Genomic DNA, 15788 nt, shown 5'->3' on the forward strand with positions numbered 1-15788 from the left:
CGCAGCAACCGTGTCACCTCGCCTCGCTCCCCCCGGTAGCGGTCCCGGAACCGGCGGCGTCCGCGCTCGCCGCCGGAACGGCGCTGAGCGCCTTGACCTTCCACGTGGCGTCGCCCGTACGCTCCAGGACGGCTTCGAGCCGCTTGCGGTCGCTCGTCGCCTTCGAGCCCCCCTGGGGCGTGACGTCGACGCGCACCGTCGCGATGAGCTTCGCCGTACCCGCCCGGGTGTCCAGCGCGGTGACGGCCACCTCGGTGACGTCGGCGCGAGCCGAGGCGCCCACCGCCGGCCGGGTGGCGCCCAGTTCGGTGTGCAGCGGCCCGGTGGAAGCGTCGCGCCACGCCTTGATCCCGGCCTCCGCGTGTTCACGCGTGGACGCGTCCAGGGTGTTGAGCACCGCGATGCGATCGCGGCCCTGGGCGAGGACGGTGTCCCGCTCCCGGCTGAAGGCGAGACCGTCGTCGGTACGGGCCTGCGCGTACGTCCAGGCTCCGGTCCCGCAGAAGGCGAGCGCCACAGCCAGTCCGGCGCCGGCGAGGACGCGTGCCCGTCTCACCGGCCGCCCCCGGCGCCGAGGCCGAGCAGCCCGGCCATGTCGGTGGGCCCGCCGTCCTGGCCCGGCAGGGCGAGGGCACCCGGCAGGGCGAGCGCGCCGGGCAGTGCGAGGGGCCCGGGCGCGGCGGCGGAGCCGGCGCTGCCCGAGGGGAGCGAACCCGGCTGGGCCGGGGTGGGAACGGGGCCGCCCTTCGGGGCGTTCGCTGAGCCGCGCACGTTGGTCCCGGACGAGGCCGCACTGGTGCAGGAGGCCCCGGTGTTGAGGGCGGGTGCGGTGCCGAGGTCGAGGCCGTTGCGGTAGCGCGTACCGCCGTAGCCGGAAGTGCAGGGCAGGGGCTTGAAGAAGGTGACGGCCATGCCGAGGTTCATCCGTCCTCCGTCGACGGTGGTGGCGCCCGCGGAGACGGCCGCGGGGAACTTCACGAGGAGCTCCTCCATGCCGCGCTGGCGGGTGACGGCGACTTCCGAGGTGGTGAGCAGGTTGGCGAGGACCACTCCGAGACTGGGGTCCAGGTCGCGCAGGAGGCCGCTGATCTGGGTGCCCGCGCCCGGGGTGACGGCGAGCAGACGCCGTACGTCGCCGTCGGATCCCTTCAGGGTGACGGCGAGGTCGCGTGCGCCGGTGGCGAAGTCGCGGATGGCCTGGCCCTCCTCGGCCTGGGTGCGCAGGACGACCTCACCGTCGGATATGAGGCGGGTGGTCGCGGGCAGGGAGCGGTCGGCGGCCTGCACGAACGCGCTGCCGCCGTCGATCAGGGCCTGGAGGTCGTCACCGTGCCCCTCGAAGGCCTTGCCCAGTTCGTCGACGACCGTGCGCAGCGAGTCGAGCGGGACGGACCGGGTGAGGTCGTTCATGCTGGTCAAGAGGTCGGTGACGGGCGCGGGCACCTCGGTGTCGGCCTGGTCGATGCGGGCCCCGTCCGCGAGGTAGGGGCCTTGGTCGCTGTCGGGCCGCAGATCGATGTACTGCTCGCCGACGGCGGAGAGTCCGGCGACGACGGCCTTCGCGTCGGCGGGGACGCGGGCGGCCGACTTCTTGATGCGCAGCCGGGCCACGACCCCGTCGGCGGTGAGGTCGATGGCGCCGACGCGTCCCACGGAGACGCCCCGGTAGGTGACGTCGGAGTGGGGGAACAGGCCGCCGGTGCGGGCGAGGTGGACGTTGACGGTGTAGTGGTCGGCGACGCCGACGTAGCGGCCGAGGTCGGCGTAGTGGATGCCGAGGAAGCCTAGGGCGAGGACGGCGATGACGAGGAACGCGAGGTTCTTCAGCCGTACGGCGAGGGTGATCACCGGGTCTTCCCTCCGTCCTTCGCTCCGGTGGTGCTCGGTGAGCTCAGTGCGCTCGGGGAGGATGCCCGCCCGGCCGGGCCGACGCTCTGGACGGGCGGCAGCGGCAGCGGGGACGGAGGCTTGGTGGAACTGCTGCCGGACGCGCCCCCGCGGGCGGCGCCGCCCGGATCGGGCGCGGCGGTGGGCGTCGGGCTGGGCGTGGTCTGCGGGACGAGCGGCGGGATGACCTGGGTGCCCGGTTCGGCGGCGATGGAGAGGTAGGTGTTGAGGTAGTCGCCCTTGATGCCCCGCATCACCTCGTCGGTGAAGGGGTACGTCAGCAGCGCCTGGAGCGAGTCGGGCAGGTCGGCGCCGGCGTCGGCGAGTGCCTTCAGGGTCGGCGCGAGTGCCTTGAGGTCGGCGACCATGTCGTCCTTGCCGGCGTTGATGGTGGAGACGGCGACACCGGACAGCGTGTCCAGGGCGCGCAGCATGGTCAGGAGCGAACCCCGTTGGTTCTCCAAGGTCTTGAGGCCCGGAGAGAGATTGGTGAGGACCGTTCCCACGTCCTTCTTCCGCTCGGCGAGGGTCGCGGAGAGCCGGTTGACCCCGTCGAGCGCCTGCGTGATGTCGTCCCGGTGCGCGTCGAGGTTGGTCACGAGGGTGTTGACCCGCTCCAGCATCGAGCGGACCTCGGGCTCGCGTCCGCCGAGCGCGGAGTTCAGCTCCTTGGTGATGGTCTTCAGCTGGTTGACCCCGCCGCCGTTGAGCAGCAGGGACAGGGCGCCGAAGACCTCCTCGACCTCGGTGTTGCGGCTGGTGCGGGCGAGCGGGATCGTGCTGCCGTCGGTGAGGCGCGCACCGCCCGCGTCCTTGGCGGGTGCGGTGAGCTCGATGAACTTCTCGCCGAGCAGGCTCGATTGCTGCAGGCGGGCGCTCGCATCGGAAGGCAGGCGGATGTCGCCGTTGATCTTCATGGTGACGCGCGCCGTCCAGTCGCCGGTTCCCAGCCGGATCTCGGTGACGCGGCCGACGGCGACATCGTTGACCTTGACCGCGGATTGCGGGACGAGGCTGAGGACGTCGGCCAGTTCGGCGGTGACCGTGTACGGGTGGGAGCCGAGGTCGGCGCCCCCGGGCAGCGGCAGGTCCTCGATCCCGTCGAAGCGGGGCAGGTCCGTGGGGAGCAGGGTCACGGTGAGGACCACGGCCACGCCCAGGGCGACGACCCCGCCGATCCCGGCCCCGGCGGCCTTGCCGGTGAAGGGTACTCGGCGCTTCGTGATGGGTCCGCTGAGCTTCACCGGTCCCCCTTCCCACTGGTGGCCGAGGAGCCACCGGCCACGGGCAGCGGGAGCAGCGGTCCGCCCATGCTGATCTCGTTCAGGTTGGCCCGTCCGTCGAGGGTGCGGGTGTCCTTGTTGTACGCACCCACCACGTTGCCCGCCGCGAGCGGGGCCACGTCGAGTGCCTCGGCGAGGGAGGCCCGCTGATCTACGAGGGACTGGGTGAGCGGGACGAGCCGGTCGACGTTCTGCTTCAGTTCGCCCCGGTTGTTCTGGATGAAGGTCTTCACCTGGGCGAGGGCCTTGCCGAGTTCGGTGAGGGCGCCGGCGAGGTCGTCCTTGTTGTCGGCGAAGAAGGTCACCACGTCGTCGAGGCGCTCTTGGGCGGTGCGCACGTCGCCGTCCTTGTTCTTGAGCATGGTGGTGAACGTCTGGAGCTGGCTGAGGGTGGCGAACAGGTCGTCGCTGCTTCCGTCGAGGGTCTTGGCCGCCTTGCCGAACTCCTGGATGGACGTACCGATCGCGTCGCCGTTGTCCTTGAGGTTCTTGGCGCCGGTGTCGAGCAGGCCGGACAGGGCGCCGGTCGAGTTGGCGCCGTCGGGGCCGAGGGCCTTGCCGAGTTCGGTGATCGAGGCGTACAGCTGGTCGATCTCGACAGGGGTGCGGTTGCGGGACGCCGCGAGCTGGGCGCCGTCGGTGAGGGCGGGGCCCGAACTGTACGCCGGGGTGAGTTGGACGTACCGGTCCGCGACGATGCTGGGGGCGACGATGACGGCACGGGCGTCGCCTGCGACGCGTACGCCCTCGTCGACGCGGAGACGGACGCGTACCCGGGTGCCTTCCGGCTGCACGGACTCGACCTCGCCGACGCGCACCCCGAGGATCCTCAGGTCGGATCCGGCGTAGACGCCGACGGCGCGGTCGAAGTAGGCGGTGACACGGGTGCCGTCGGATTCCAGGACGCGTACGGCGACGAGTCCGCAGGCCGCGAGCACCACGATGGCGAGCCCGAGGACGAGGGGCCTTCTGGGTGTGCTCATCATTCCCCGCTCCCCTTCGCCGACGCCTTCTGCTGCGGCGGCCGGCATCCGGTCTTGGGCTGCGACGCCTCCGGCAGGTAGTTCCGGGGTACGACTCCGCACAGGTAGCTGTCGAACCAGTGGCCGCTGCCGAGGGTGTTGCCGACGAGCCGGTAGTACGGGCCGACGAGCGCGAGGGTCTTGTCGAGCTGGCTGCTGTTCTTCTCCAGGACCTTGGTGACGCGGCTGAGGGCCTTGAGCGTGGGACCGAGCTGGCGGTCGTTGTCGTCGACGATGCCGCTGAGCTGCGTTCCCAGGGCACGACTGCCCGTGAGCAGCGCGTGGATGGCATCGCGCCGGTTCTTCAACTCGCCGAGCAGCGAGCCGCCGTCCTCCAGAAGGGTCTCGAAGCTGGACTTCTTGCCCTCCAGCGTCTTGGTGAACGTACGGCTCCCTCCTAGGAGTTGGGACAGCTGGGCGTCACGGCTGGAGACGGACTTGGACAGCTCGGACAGGCCGGTGGCGGCGCTGCGCACATTCGGCGGCGAGTCCTTGAAGGTGTCGGAGATCGTCTCGAAGCTCTCGGCGAGCTTCTTCGTGTCGATGGCGTCGACCGTGCCGCTCAGGTCCTGGAACGCCTGAGTCACGTCGTACGGGGACGTGGTGCGCGCCAGCGGGATGCGACTGCCGGGGTCCTGGCGGCCGGAGCCCAGCGGGTCGAGGGCCAGGTACTTGTCGCCGAGCAGGGTCTTGATGGCGATGGCGGCGGTGGAACGGTCGCCGACCCAGGCGTCCCCGACCTCGAACGTCACCTTCACCTTGGGCCCGTCGAGGGCGACCCCGGTGACCTTGCCGACCTTGACCCCGGCGATGCGCACCTCGTCGCCGGTGCCGAGGCCGGCGGCCTCGGTGAAGTCGGCGCTGTAGGCGGTGCCCCCGCCGGCGAACGGCAGGCGGTCCACGTTGTAGGCGAGGACGGCGATCAGGGCGAGCGCGACGAGTCCGACGACGGCTACGGCGACGGGGTTGCGGTCCTTGACGGGGGCGAACCCTCGCGGGCGGCTCATCCTCGGCACCTCGATTCGGTGACGGCGATGCCGGTCGGCGGCTTGGAGCCGTCGGAGGTGCTCACACCGCTCACGCGGGCCTCACAGAGGTAGAGGTTGAACCACGATCCGTACGAGGACAGCCGGGCCAGGGCGGTCATCTTGGCCGGACTCCTGTTGAGGAAGTCCTCGATCTGCGGAGCGTGGTCGCCGAGGGTGTTCGAGAGGCGGCCCAGTTCGCCGATGCTCTGCTTCAGGGGGGCGCGCCCGTCCTGGAGGAGTCCCGCGGTCGTGGTGGTCAGGTCGCCCATCGCCTGGACGGCCTGGCCGAGGGGTTTGCGGTCGTCGTTGAAGCCCGTGACGAGCTTCTGGAGGGTGACGACGAGGTCCCCGAAGGCGGCCTCGCGGGTGTTGAGCGTGTCCAGAACGGTGTTCAGGTTGGTGACGACCTGGCCGATCACCTGGTCCTTGGCGGCGACGGTCTGCGTGAGCGAACCGATGTGCCGGATCAGACTGTCGACCGTGCCGCCCTCGCCTTGGAGGACCTGGACGAGCGAGCCGGCGAGGTCGTTGACGTCACTCGGCGACAGGCCCTCGAAGAGCGGCTTGAACCCGTTGAAGAGCAGCGTCATGTCGAGCGCGGGCTTCGTGCGGTCCAGCGGGATGGTGGAGCCGGGCTGCAGGACGCCGGCCACGTCACCACTGCCCCGGTCGAGGGCGACGTAGCGCTGCCCGACCATATTGAGGTACTTCACCGAGGCGGTCACCGAGCCGGGGAGCGTGCGGTCGTCGCGGATGCTGAAGCTGACCTGGGCGGTGCGCCGGTCGACGACCCGGACGTCGGTGACCTCCCCGACCTTCACGCCCGATATCCGTACGCTGTCCCCGTCGATGAGCCCGGTGGCGTCGGTGAACAGCGCCTTGTACGAGCGCGTGCCGGAGCTCACGCCGGTGTCGGCGATGCTGAGCGCGAGCACGGTCGTGGCGAGGGCGGTCACCAGGACGAAGATCAAGGACTTGACCAGCGGGCCGGTCAGGGGGCGCCGTCGGGTGTGGGCGAGGTCGTTCGTCATTTGAGGATCACCTCCGTGCCGCGGTACGCGGGTCCGGCCAGCAGACTGCTCCAGTCGGGCAGGTCGCCGGGCTGCTTCTTGGCCGCGGGGGCGAGGAGCTCGTTCAGGAACTCGTTCTCCTGCGGGGAGTTGGCGGGCCCGAGGTTCTGCTCGGCCGCCGCCGCGGCCCGCGCGGCGGGGGCCGCCGGGACACCGAGGTAGGGCACGGGGTAGCAGTGCGGACCGCCGCCCGAGGTGTACGAGGGGGTGTCGCGGCCGGGTACGTACGCCCCGCGTGAGGGCACGGTGACGACGTTGACGTGCAGGCCCGGCTGGTCGGTGCCCTTGCCGAGCGCCTTGTCCATGGCGGGCACGAACTCGGCCAGGGTGCGCAGGGTGCAGGGGAAGGACGAGGAGTACTCGGCGAGCAGCTCCAGGGTCGGCCTGCCGGTGGCGCTGAGCCGGATGATGTTGTCCTTGTTCTGGCGCAGGAAGGTGGTGACGTCCTGGGCGGTACGGGTGGTGGCCCCGAAGGTGGCGGCGAGCTCGCTCTCCTTCTCGGCGAGCGTGCCGCTGGTGGTGGTGAAATCGGTGAGCGCCGTGACGATGTCCGGTGCCACGTCCGCGTACAGGTTGCTGACCTTCACGAGTTCGTGCAGGTCCCGGTTGAGCGTGGGCAGTTCGGGGTTGAACTTCTCCAGGTGGGAGTCCAGTTGGGCGAGCGTGGCGCCGAGCTTGTCGCCGCGTCCTTCGAGGGCCTGGGAAACGGCGGACAGGGTGGCGGAGAGCTTCTGCGGCTGGACGGCGGTGAGCATCGGCAGGACGTTGTCCAGGACCTGCTGGAGTTCCACGGCGTTGCTGGAGCGGTCCTCGGGGATGACGGCCCCGGCGCCGATGGGCTTCGGAGAAGGCGTCTGCGGCGGGACGAGCGCCACGAACCGTTCGCCGAACAGGGTCGTCGGCAGCATCTGGGCGCGCACGTCGGAGGGGATGTCGGCGAGGGCGGCCGGGTTCATCGCGAGGGTGAGCCGGGCTCCCGAGTCGGTGGCGTCGATGGAACGGACCTCGCCGATGACGACACCGCGCAGTTTGACCTCGGCGCCCGGATGCATCTCGTTTCCGACGCTGCTCGTCTCGATGGTGATCGGGGTGCTGGCGGTGAACTGCTTGTCGTAGACGGCGATCGCCAGCCAGACCAGGAGTGCGGGGACCAGCAGGAAGACGACTCCGGCGAGCCGGCGACGCAGGGTTTCACCACGTGGGCTGCTCATCTCACCCCGCCACCTTCACGGTCGTGGTCGCGCCCCACAGGGCCAGCGACAGGAAGAAGTCGGTGACGCTGATGATCACGATGGCATTGCGCACGGACCGGCCCACCGCGACGCCCACCCCGGCCGGACCGCCGGAGGCACGGAAGCCGTAGTAGCAGTGGGCGAGGATCACCATGACGCTGAAGATCAGCACCTTGAGGACCGACAGCAGGACGTCGGTGGGGGAGAGGAACAGGTTGAAGTAGTGGTCGTACGTCCCCTGGGACTGCCCGTTGAACAGGACGGTCACGTAGCGGGAGGCGACGTAGGAGGAGAGGAGGCCGATCGCGTAGAGCGGGATGATCGCGACGACGCCCGCGATGATGCGGGTGGAGACCAGGTACGGGATCGAGCGGATGCCCATGCCTTCGAGGGCGTCGACCTCCTCGTTGATCCGCATCGCGCCGAGCTGGGCGGTGAAGCCGGCGCCGACGGTCGCGGAGAGGGCGAGGCCGGCGACCAGGGGGGCGATCTCGCGGGTGTTGAAGTACGCGGAGATGAACCCGGTGAACGCGGCGGTGCCGATCTGGTCGAGGGCCGCGTACCCCTGGAGGCCGACGACGGTGCCGGTGAACAGGGTCATCGCGATCATCACACCGATGGTGCCGCCGATCACACCGAGGCCGCCGGAGCCGAAGGCCACCTCGGCGAGCAGCCGTTGGACCTCTTTGAGGTAGCGGCGCAGTGTGCGGGGGATCCAGGCCAGCGCCTTGACGTAGAACAGGAACTGGTCGCCGGACCGGTCGAGCCAGACGAACGGGGAGGCCATCGGCCTCAGCCTCCCTTCGGCGGGACGATTTGCAGGTAGACGGCCGTCAGCACCATGTTCACGAAGAACAGCAGCATGAACGTGATGACGACGGACTGGTTGACGGCGTCGCCGACCCCCTTGGGGCCGCCGCGCGGGTTGAGGCCGCGGTAGGCGGCGACGATGCCCGCGATGAACCCGAAGATCAGGGCCTTGAACTCGCTGATGTACAGGTCGGGCAGCTGGGCGAGCGCGGAGAAGCTGGACAGGTAGGCGCCCGGGGTGCCGCCCTGGAGGATGACGTTGAAGAAGTAGCCGCCGAGCGTGCCCACGACGGACACCAGGCCGTTGAGGAGCACGGCCACGCCCATCGTCGCCAGCACCCGCGGCACGACCAGGCGCTGGACGGGGGAGACGCCCATGACCTCCATCGCGTCGAGCTCCTCGCGGATCTTGCGGGAGCCGAGGTCGGCGCAGATGGCGGAGCCGCCGGCGCCGGCGATCAGCAGGGCGACGATGAGCGGGCTCGCCTGCTGGATGACGGCGAGGACGCTGGCGCCTCCGGTGAACGACTGCGCGCCCAACTGCTGGGTGAGCGAACCGACCTGGAGGGCGATCACCGCGCCGAACGGGATGGAGACGAGTGCGGCGGGCAGGATCGTGATGCTGGCGATGAACCAGAACTGCTCGACGAACTCCCGGAACTGGAAAGGTCGTCGGAAGATGGACCGGCCCACCTCCGCCGCGAGGGCGAAGAGCCGGCCGGTCTGCCGTAGGGCGCCCGTCATCACGTGCCGCTCCCGGTGGCCGGAAGGCGCAGGGTCGGCGCCTGCGCCCCGCGCGCGTACGTGTCCTCGATGGCGGCGCGCGCGGCGGGCGGCAGCGTGTCGAGCATGGCGAGTACGCGCTCGCGGCGCCGGAGGACCGCCTGGCGCTGCGGCAGTCCGGGCGAGGGCTCCAATTGCGGGACGATGACCCGGGGCGCGGCAGGTGCGACGGTGGGCACGGCGGCCTCGGCGGCGAGCGTGGCCTCGTCCTTCTCCTCGGACATCCCGATGGGGCCTTCGCGCCGTCCCGCGAGGAACTGCGCCACGACCGGCTCGTCGCTGGTGAGGAGCACTTCGCGGGGGCCGAAGGTGACGAGCCCCCGCCGGAAGAGCATCCCCATGTTGTCGGGGACGGTCGCGGCGATGTCGAGGTTGTGGGTGACGATGAGCATCGTCGCGTCGATCTGTGCGTTCAGGTCGATCAGCAACTGCGAGAGGTTGGCGGTGCGGACGGGGTCGAGACCGGAGTCCGGCTCGTCGCACAGCACGATCTGCGGGTCGAGCACGAGCGCGCGGGCCAGTCCCGCCCGCTTGCGCATACCGCCGCTGATCTCGCCGGGGAGCTTGCCCTCGGAGCCGAGGAGTCCGACGACGTCGATGCGCTCCATGACGATCCGGCGGATCTCCGACTCCTTCTTCCGCGTGTGCTCGCGCAGCGGGAAGGCGATGTTGTCGAAGAGGGACATGGAGCCGAAGAGAGCGCCGTCCTGGAACATGAGGCCGAAGAGTTTGCGGGCCTCGTAGATATCGCGCTCGGGGCTGTTCACCATGTCGACTCCGGCTACGAGGACGCGTCCCCGTTCCGGCTTCAGCAGGCCGATGAGTGACTTGAGGAACACCGTCTTCCCCGTGCCGGAAGGGCCGAGCATGACGCTCACTTCCCCCGCGGGCAACGTCAAGGTCACGTCCTGCCAGATGTTCTGCTTACCGAAGGACATGGTCAGACCCTCAACAGCAATTTCGATTCCCATACCACCTCCAGCAGGCGTGTGCCGCGAGTGCGTCTCGGGCCGCACGTTAAGTCGTTCGCGATCACCGGGACAATAGGTGTGACACCGATTCGGCCCGGCGCCCCGGAATTTGTCACCGCGTGAACAAAGCCGGGTACGCCATTTGTGTCCGGAGAGACACAGTGGGGCCCCGCAGGTCCGTGGGCCGGATCCGCGGGGCCCCACCGGGAGAGGGCCGGCCCCGCCAGGGGGCGTGGCCGGATCCGTCCGTCGGGACTCCTGCCTTCGGTGGCCGCCAACCAGGGGGTGAGCGTCGCACCCGGAACGCTACGTCCGGGTAACATCCGACGGCAATACGCGGGTTCCGGGTTTTTGGCGAGACTGCCCGGACTTTCGTACTGGTTGTCACGCGGATTACATATGCATGCGCTTATTTGTCATGGGGGAGAGCGTTTCCCCTCCGTGTCGCGATGCATACGCGCGGCCGGGCGGAAAAGTGTGGCAGCGGCGTGCGCGATCGATCGAAATTGTCGACATTGCGCACCGGGGGGCTAATGCGGCGCCGATGACCGCTCACTCGGTGAACAGTTAATACCGGCTCTTCAAAGAATCTTGAACTACGCCATTGTTCAGCCAAGTTTCCCGCAAGTAACGTCAGCGTCGCGGCCGAGGAACACCGAGCCGCGGGCCGTCTGTGTCTCCCCTATTGCACAGCTGCGGCCCACACCTCTGCCGGTCAATCCCCAAGGAGAGTCCCAGAGTCATGAAGAAGACCATCAGAAACTTCGCCGTAGTCACCGGTGCCGCCACCGCCGCGTTCCTCCTGGCGGCCGGCCCGGCAGTGGCCGTGCCGTCCACCGTGTGGACCGTCAACCCGACCCCGGCGGCCTTCACGGCGACCAACAGCGGGAACATCGTCCTCAGCGTCAACGGCATCGCCATGACGTGTACGAAGTCGGGCGCCTCCGGCTCGATGGCCAGCGCCACCGGCAACCCGGCCACCGTCGCCTCGATCAGCGCCATCAACTTCGGTGCCACCGGCTTCCCCTGCACCAGTGTCCTGGGCAACGTGACCACTGTCGCGACCACCCCGTGGACCGTGGTGGCCCAGGACTACACCGCGGCGACCGGCGTCACCAAGGGCTACATCGGCAACGTCGACGCCAAGGTCACCGTCGGTGCCTGCGTCTTCCGCGTGACGGGCAAGGCGTCCGGCACCTACACCAACTCGACGGGCAAGCTCGCGGTCTCCAGCGTCAGCGGCGAGCTCAACGTCGTCTCGTCGACCAACTGCGGCAGCGCCGTACCGGTGGGCGCCAAGCCGATCTTCACCGGTGCCTACCTGGTCAAGAAGACCGGCACCGCGATCATCCCGACCATCGTCGGATCCAACCCGTAAGGCGTGCGGGAGTGTCGCCGACACTCCCCGGGTCCGTGCGCCCGACCGGTGACCCCGGCCGGGCGTTCGCCGACCCTCTACGCCGCCCGTCTACGTCGACCTGACACGACGACCTGACACGCCCCGGCCCCACCGGTCGGCCACGCGGGTCGTCGGTGTCGCGGAGCATCCCCGAGCGGAGCAAGCGATGAGAGCCCACCGTCCCGCCCTGCGGACACCCCGCGTACGCGCGCGCGGTGCGGCGATCGCCGCCTTCGTGGCGCTCGCCCCCTTGATCCCATCGGCGGCTGCCGCCGTGGGCTCGCAGGAGATCGCCGCGAAACTGCCCTACGACTGCGCCCTGCCCTCGGGGCCGCAGCGCGTCGCGGTGCGGCTCGCGGCCACGTTCCCCGACCGGGTCACGGCCGGTGAGGCGATCAGTCCGACCGGGGTCACCACGACGGTCGAGCTCCCGGCCGAGGCCGTCGCCGACCTGACGGCCCTCAAGGCCACCACGGTGGTGCCCGAGACCAGGCTCACCCTCGACATCGCCCAGCGTGGGGCGAAGACCCAGGCCCTGTGGCGTGGCACCGGCCCCGCCCGGCCCGTCGCCGTTCCCGCCGAGGGCCCACTGACCCTCAGTACCACCGGCAACGCCCCGGTCGTGACGGCGGTCGTCAACGGCGACCTCACCCTCACGGCCGCGGACCTGGGCGTCGACCTCGCCCTCGGTTCGGCCGACGGCACGCCCCTGACCCCCGCGTCCCTCTCCCTCACCTGCACCCTCGCCAAGGACGCGGACGGCCACGGCCTGCTGGCCACCGTGCCGGTGGGTCCGGCCACCTCCACCCCCACCCCGGCCCCGAGCGGTTCGCGCTCCCCGTCCGGCTCCGCGGCCCCAGGGCCCGGGCGGCCGGCGTCCCCCGTGCCCCCGAAGGTCTCCGGTTCCCCGAAGGAGCCGACGGCGCCCCGGACTCCCACGGAACGGGCGAAGGGGCGGCCGGGCACGGCGCCGAAGGTCGGCGACGCCGCCGGCTCGTCGGCGGCCAGGCCGCCGGCGCCACCCTGCGTCAAGAAGGACCCGACCAGCAAATCGCTCAACGCTTACATCACGGGCTACGCCAACGTCCGCAAACTGAGCGGCGCCTCCCTGATCCCGGTGTCGTGCGTGCAGATCGAACAGGGCGACCCGGAGCTCTCCATTCCGCCGGACGGGAGCCCGTGGCACCTGCTCCAGAAGTCGGAGGCCTACCTCGACCACCAGGGCCGCAAAGAGACCCCGCCGTTCAAGGGCACCTTCCTGACCTTCGGTTTCACCCCGACGACGGCGACCATGATCCTGGAACAGGCCGGGCCCATGGTCGTGGCCTCGGACATCCTGCTCGTCTTCCCGGACAACCTCGCGGAGACGTACATCCGGGCCCCCCTCGTCCTGCGCGTACTGGACGTCGAGGTCAACGGCACGCGCCTGGACGTCGGCCCGTCGTGCCGCACGCAAACCCCGCTCAGCTCTCCCGAGCCCGATCCGGCCACGTACCCGGGCCCTCACCTGGTGATGCTCGGGAAGGGGCAGCTCATCAACAGCACGGACGCCACCGGTTACCTCCTGACCTCCGGCGGGCCGCTGACCGGCGAGGTGACCATCCCCGCCTTCACGGGCTGCGGCGCGGGTGGCGAGGATCTGGACCGGTTGCTGACCGCGTCCATCTCCGGCCCCGGCAACTACATCAAGCAGATCCAGGGCCAGACCTGTGCGGTGGCGGGCGAGCTGCCGACCGACGGCCAGTGCACCGAGGACCGCCAGCCGTACGTGGTCCCCAAACCGGAGCGCTGATCCGTACCACCGCCCGGAGGCGCCGCGCAGCCCGGCACTCCAGCACCCCCGAACCCCCGCACCACCACCCTGAACGTCCCCCGTCATCGAAAGGCACCGACATGCCCCTCGTCTCCGCCCGCACCCGGCTCGTCACCGTTTCGGCGCTGACCGCCTTCGGCGCGTTCGCCTCCCTCGGCACGGCGACCGCCGCCACGCCGGCCCTCAACGGCTCGTGGGGTCCCTTCACCCGCTGCCCGGTCGACTCGCCGGTGATGCTCGGGGCGGACGGTCTGGACAAGGCGCCGCAGTGCATCGTCTCGTACTCCACCAGCGGATCCATCAAGCTCGGCAACACGACGGTCGTCACCGCCAACAGCAACCTCCAGATGGGCGTCGTGCAGAACTCCGACGGCACCAGCACTGTCGTGGGGCCGGCGTCCGGGGCGATCATCGCCGACTCCGCGACGGTGCCCGGCGGCCTCCTCGGGCTGATGTGTCCGAGCAACATCCCGGGCATCACCGCCATCTGCAAGCAGCTCACGGACGCCAAACTCAACAAGATCACCGCAACCCTGGAGTCAGTGGGCACCCCCTCGAACTTCGACCAGATAGCGGGCGTCGTCACCGACCAGACGATCGTGAACATCCCCGTCCGCATCCACCTGGAGAACCCGTTCCTGGGCAGCCACTGCTACATCGGCACCAAGGACAACCCGATCGTCCTGCAGCCGAAGAACCGCAACTACCCGGAGTTCGGTGTGGAACGGTTCAACGGTGACGGCAGCCCGAACGAGGAGGGCGACATGAGCCGCCTCAACCTCCTCGGCTCCACCCAGTACGACACGACCTTCGCCGTCCCCGGCGCCAGCGGCTGCGGCCTGGGTCTGTTCGGGCTGATCGACGCCGCGGTCAACCTCAAGACCGGTCTGCCGTCGGCGGCGGGCAAGAACAGCCTGACCCTGAACAACACCCAGACCTACCTGGGCGGTCTCTACGCCCCGGGGACGGTGGCTCCCGACGCGGGCGCGCACCTCGCCCGGAACTGGCACTCCGCCGTCAAGTAACGGTCACCGAGCGCCGATTCCCGGCCTAACTCGCCCACCCCGACCCTCTCTCCTGCGCAGCTCGTGCTCAAGTGGTGTACAGCTCAAATAATTTGACTTAGCGTCAGCACCGCACAAAGGTATGCACCTTACGGCTGCGCCCGAGCCCTCCAGCCAGACAGGGCACTGCCACGCCACGCCCCACCGGGCGCGCAGGAGAGCAAGGGATCGGTCATGCCCTCAATCGCACAATCACCGGATCTCGGTGAACCGCTCGATCCGCTCCCCAGGGAGTTCGCCGCCTTGATGAGGCCCGAGGTTCCGGGTCTCATCAAGGAGATCCGCGTCGAGGTGGAGCGCGCCTATCCGGTGTACGCCCGTCTCCTCAACGGCCCCAACGCGGACGCCATCCGCCAGGGCGTGGAGCAGGCGCTGGCCACGTTCGTGGACCGAGTCGCGGACCCCGGCACGAGCTCGGTCCTGCGCGACGAGCTCCTGCGCAAGTTCGGCCGGGTGGAGGCGTACGAGGGCCGCGACCTCGACACCCTCCAAGGGGCCTACCGGCTCGGCGCGCGCATCGCGCTGCGCCGGGCCAAGACCCTCGGTCGCCGGTACAACCTGTCGCCCTCACTGATCCTCGCCTTCGCCGACGCGCTCTTCGCGTACGTCGACGAGCTGGAGGCGATCGCGCGCGAGGGATACGCGGAGGTCCAGGCCCGTGCGGCCTCCGAGGTATCGGCGTTACGCAGACAACTGCTCCACCTCATCCTCGTAGGGTCGCCCCTGCCGCAGGCGACGATCGCCGAGCTGTGCGAGCAGGCGTCCTGGGAACTCCCGGCGCAGTGCACGCTGGTGGCCTTACGTGCCCCGGCGCCCGACCACATACGGACATGTCTCGACCGGGACGTCCTCGCCGATCTGGGCATGCCCCAGCCACACATGCTGATCCCCGGGCCCCTCACCCCCGAGCGACTGGCGATGCTCGAATCCGCCCTGTCGGGCGCCCCGGCCGTGATAGGCCTGACCGTGCCACCCGCGCAGGCCGCCGACTCCATCCGGTGGGCCAGGAGGGTACTGCAGCTCATCGACGACGGGATCGTGCCCGACCAACCGCTCGTGCACTGCGAAGACCACCTGACAACACTGTGGCTCCTGTCCGACCCGGTGCTCGTCACCCACATCGCGGCCCGCGAACTGGCCCCGCTCAGCGGCCTCACCGGCTCCAGGCGCGGGCGCCTGGTCGAGACCCTGCGCGTCCACATCTCCACGCGGGGTCCCGCCGATCAGGTCGCCGAGTTACTCGGAGTCCACGCGCAGACGGTCCGCTACCGCCTGCGCAACCTGGACGCACACCTGGGTGACCGCATCACCGACCCGGAACACCGCTTCACGCTGGAGGCGGCCCTGCGCTCACTCCACCTCCAGGGCAACGACTACGCGGAATGACCCGAACGACCGCCCCCGCGCGCCCCGCAACCCGGATGCG

The 15788-nt window shown here is 70.0% G+C and carries 14 protein-coding genes; 4 read left to right on the forward strand and 10 right to left on the reverse strand.

All coding sequences use genetic code 11. From position 1 onward, the window contains the following. Positions 1-13 precede the first annotated feature (13 nt). From OHA37_RS38190 to OHA37_RS38235, 10 genes are read right to left on the reverse strand one after another with little or no spacing between them, the layout of a single operon-like run. Positions 14-556 (reverse strand): hypothetical protein, encoded by a 543-nt coding sequence (locus OHA37_RS38190; RefSeq protein WP_266913731.1) that lies wholly within the window; start codon positions 554-556, stop codon positions 14-16. Then, positions 553-1848 carry an MCE family protein gene (locus tag OHA37_RS38195; protein ID WP_266913733.1) on the reverse strand — a complete coding sequence of 432 codons (1296 nt, stop codon included), beginning with the start codon at positions 1846-1848 and terminating at the stop codon, positions 553-555. Before OHA37_RS38195 ends, OHA37_RS38190 begins: the two co-directional genes overlap by 4 nt. Beyond that, positions 1845-3131, reverse strand: a complete 1287-nt coding sequence (locus tag OHA37_RS38200; protein WP_266913735.1) for an MCE family protein — start codon at positions 3129-3131, stop codon at positions 1845-1847. Before OHA37_RS38200 ends, OHA37_RS38195 begins: the two co-directional genes overlap by 4 nt. Then, on the reverse strand, positions 3128-4156 hold the full coding sequence (locus OHA37_RS38205; protein WP_266913737.1) for an MCE family protein: 1029 nt from the start codon (positions 4154-4156) through the stop codon (positions 3128-3130). The genes OHA37_RS38200 and OHA37_RS38205 overlap by 4 nt, the downstream gene beginning before the upstream one ends. After that, a complete protein-coding gene (locus OHA37_RS38210) occupies positions 4153-5199 on the reverse strand; it encodes an MCE family protein (RefSeq protein ID WP_266913739.1) in 1047 nt (348 codons plus the stop codon). Before OHA37_RS38210 ends, OHA37_RS38205 begins: the two co-directional genes overlap by 4 nt. Further along, on the reverse strand, positions 5196-6251 hold the full coding sequence (locus OHA37_RS38215) for an MCE family protein (RefSeq protein WP_266913741.1): 1056 nt from the start codon (positions 6249-6251) through the stop codon (positions 5196-5198). The genes OHA37_RS38210 and OHA37_RS38215 overlap by 4 nt, the downstream gene beginning before the upstream one ends. Then, positions 6248-7501 carry an MCE family protein gene (locus tag OHA37_RS38220; RefSeq protein WP_266913743.1) on the reverse strand — a complete coding sequence of 418 codons (1254 nt, stop codon included), beginning with the start codon at positions 7499-7501 and terminating at the stop codon, positions 6248-6250. Before OHA37_RS38220 ends, OHA37_RS38215 begins: the two co-directional genes overlap by 4 nt. Before the next feature lies 1 nt (position 7502). After that, positions 7503-8309 (reverse strand): MlaE family ABC transporter permease, encoded by an 807-nt coding sequence (locus OHA37_RS38225; RefSeq protein WP_266913745.1) that lies wholly within the window; start codon positions 8307-8309, stop codon positions 7503-7505. A gap of 5 nt (positions 8310-8314) precedes the next feature. Further along, on the reverse strand, positions 8315-9079 hold the full coding sequence (locus OHA37_RS38230; RefSeq protein WP_266913747.1) for an MlaE family ABC transporter permease: 765 nt from the start codon (positions 9077-9079) through the stop codon (positions 8315-8317). Beyond that, positions 9076-10086, reverse strand: a complete 1011-nt coding sequence (locus OHA37_RS38235) for an ABC transporter ATP-binding protein (protein ID WP_266913749.1) — start codon at positions 10084-10086, stop codon at positions 9076-9078. Before OHA37_RS38235 ends, OHA37_RS38230 begins: the two co-directional genes overlap by 4 nt. A 742-nt stretch (positions 10087-10828) precedes the next feature. On the opposite strand from OHA37_RS38235, the gene OHA37_RS38240 reads away from it, so the two are divergent. The 4 genes from OHA37_RS38240 (at position 10829) to OHA37_RS38255 (ending at position 15748) form a co-directional block, all read left to right on the forward strand. After that, the gene (locus OHA37_RS38240) at positions 10829-11464 is read left to right on the forward strand and encodes a hypothetical protein (protein ID WP_266913751.1); all 636 of its coding nucleotides are present in this window, start codon (positions 10829-10831) and stop codon (positions 11462-11464) included. A gap of 187 nt (positions 11465-11651) precedes the next feature. Next, the gene (locus OHA37_RS38245; protein ID WP_266913753.1) at positions 11652-13277 is read left to right on the forward strand and encodes a DUF6801 domain-containing protein; all 1626 of its coding nucleotides are present in this window, start codon (positions 11652-11654) and stop codon (positions 13275-13277) included. Positions 13278-13378: 101 nt separating this feature from the next. Then, positions 13379-14323, forward strand: coding sequence for a hypothetical protein (locus OHA37_RS38250; protein WP_266913755.1), 945 nt, complete (start codon positions 13379-13381; stop codon positions 14321-14323). A gap of 213 nt (positions 14324-14536) precedes the next feature. After that, positions 14537-15748 (forward strand): helix-turn-helix domain-containing protein, encoded by a 1212-nt coding sequence (locus tag OHA37_RS38255; protein WP_266913757.1) that lies wholly within the window; start codon positions 14537-14539, stop codon positions 15746-15748. The last annotated feature ends 40 nt before the right edge of the window (positions 15749-15788 follow it).

It is taken from the genome of Streptomyces sp. NBC_00335 (assembly GCF_036127095.1).
Lineage (GTDB): Bacteria > Actinomycetota > Actinomycetes > Streptomycetales > Streptomycetaceae > Streptomyces.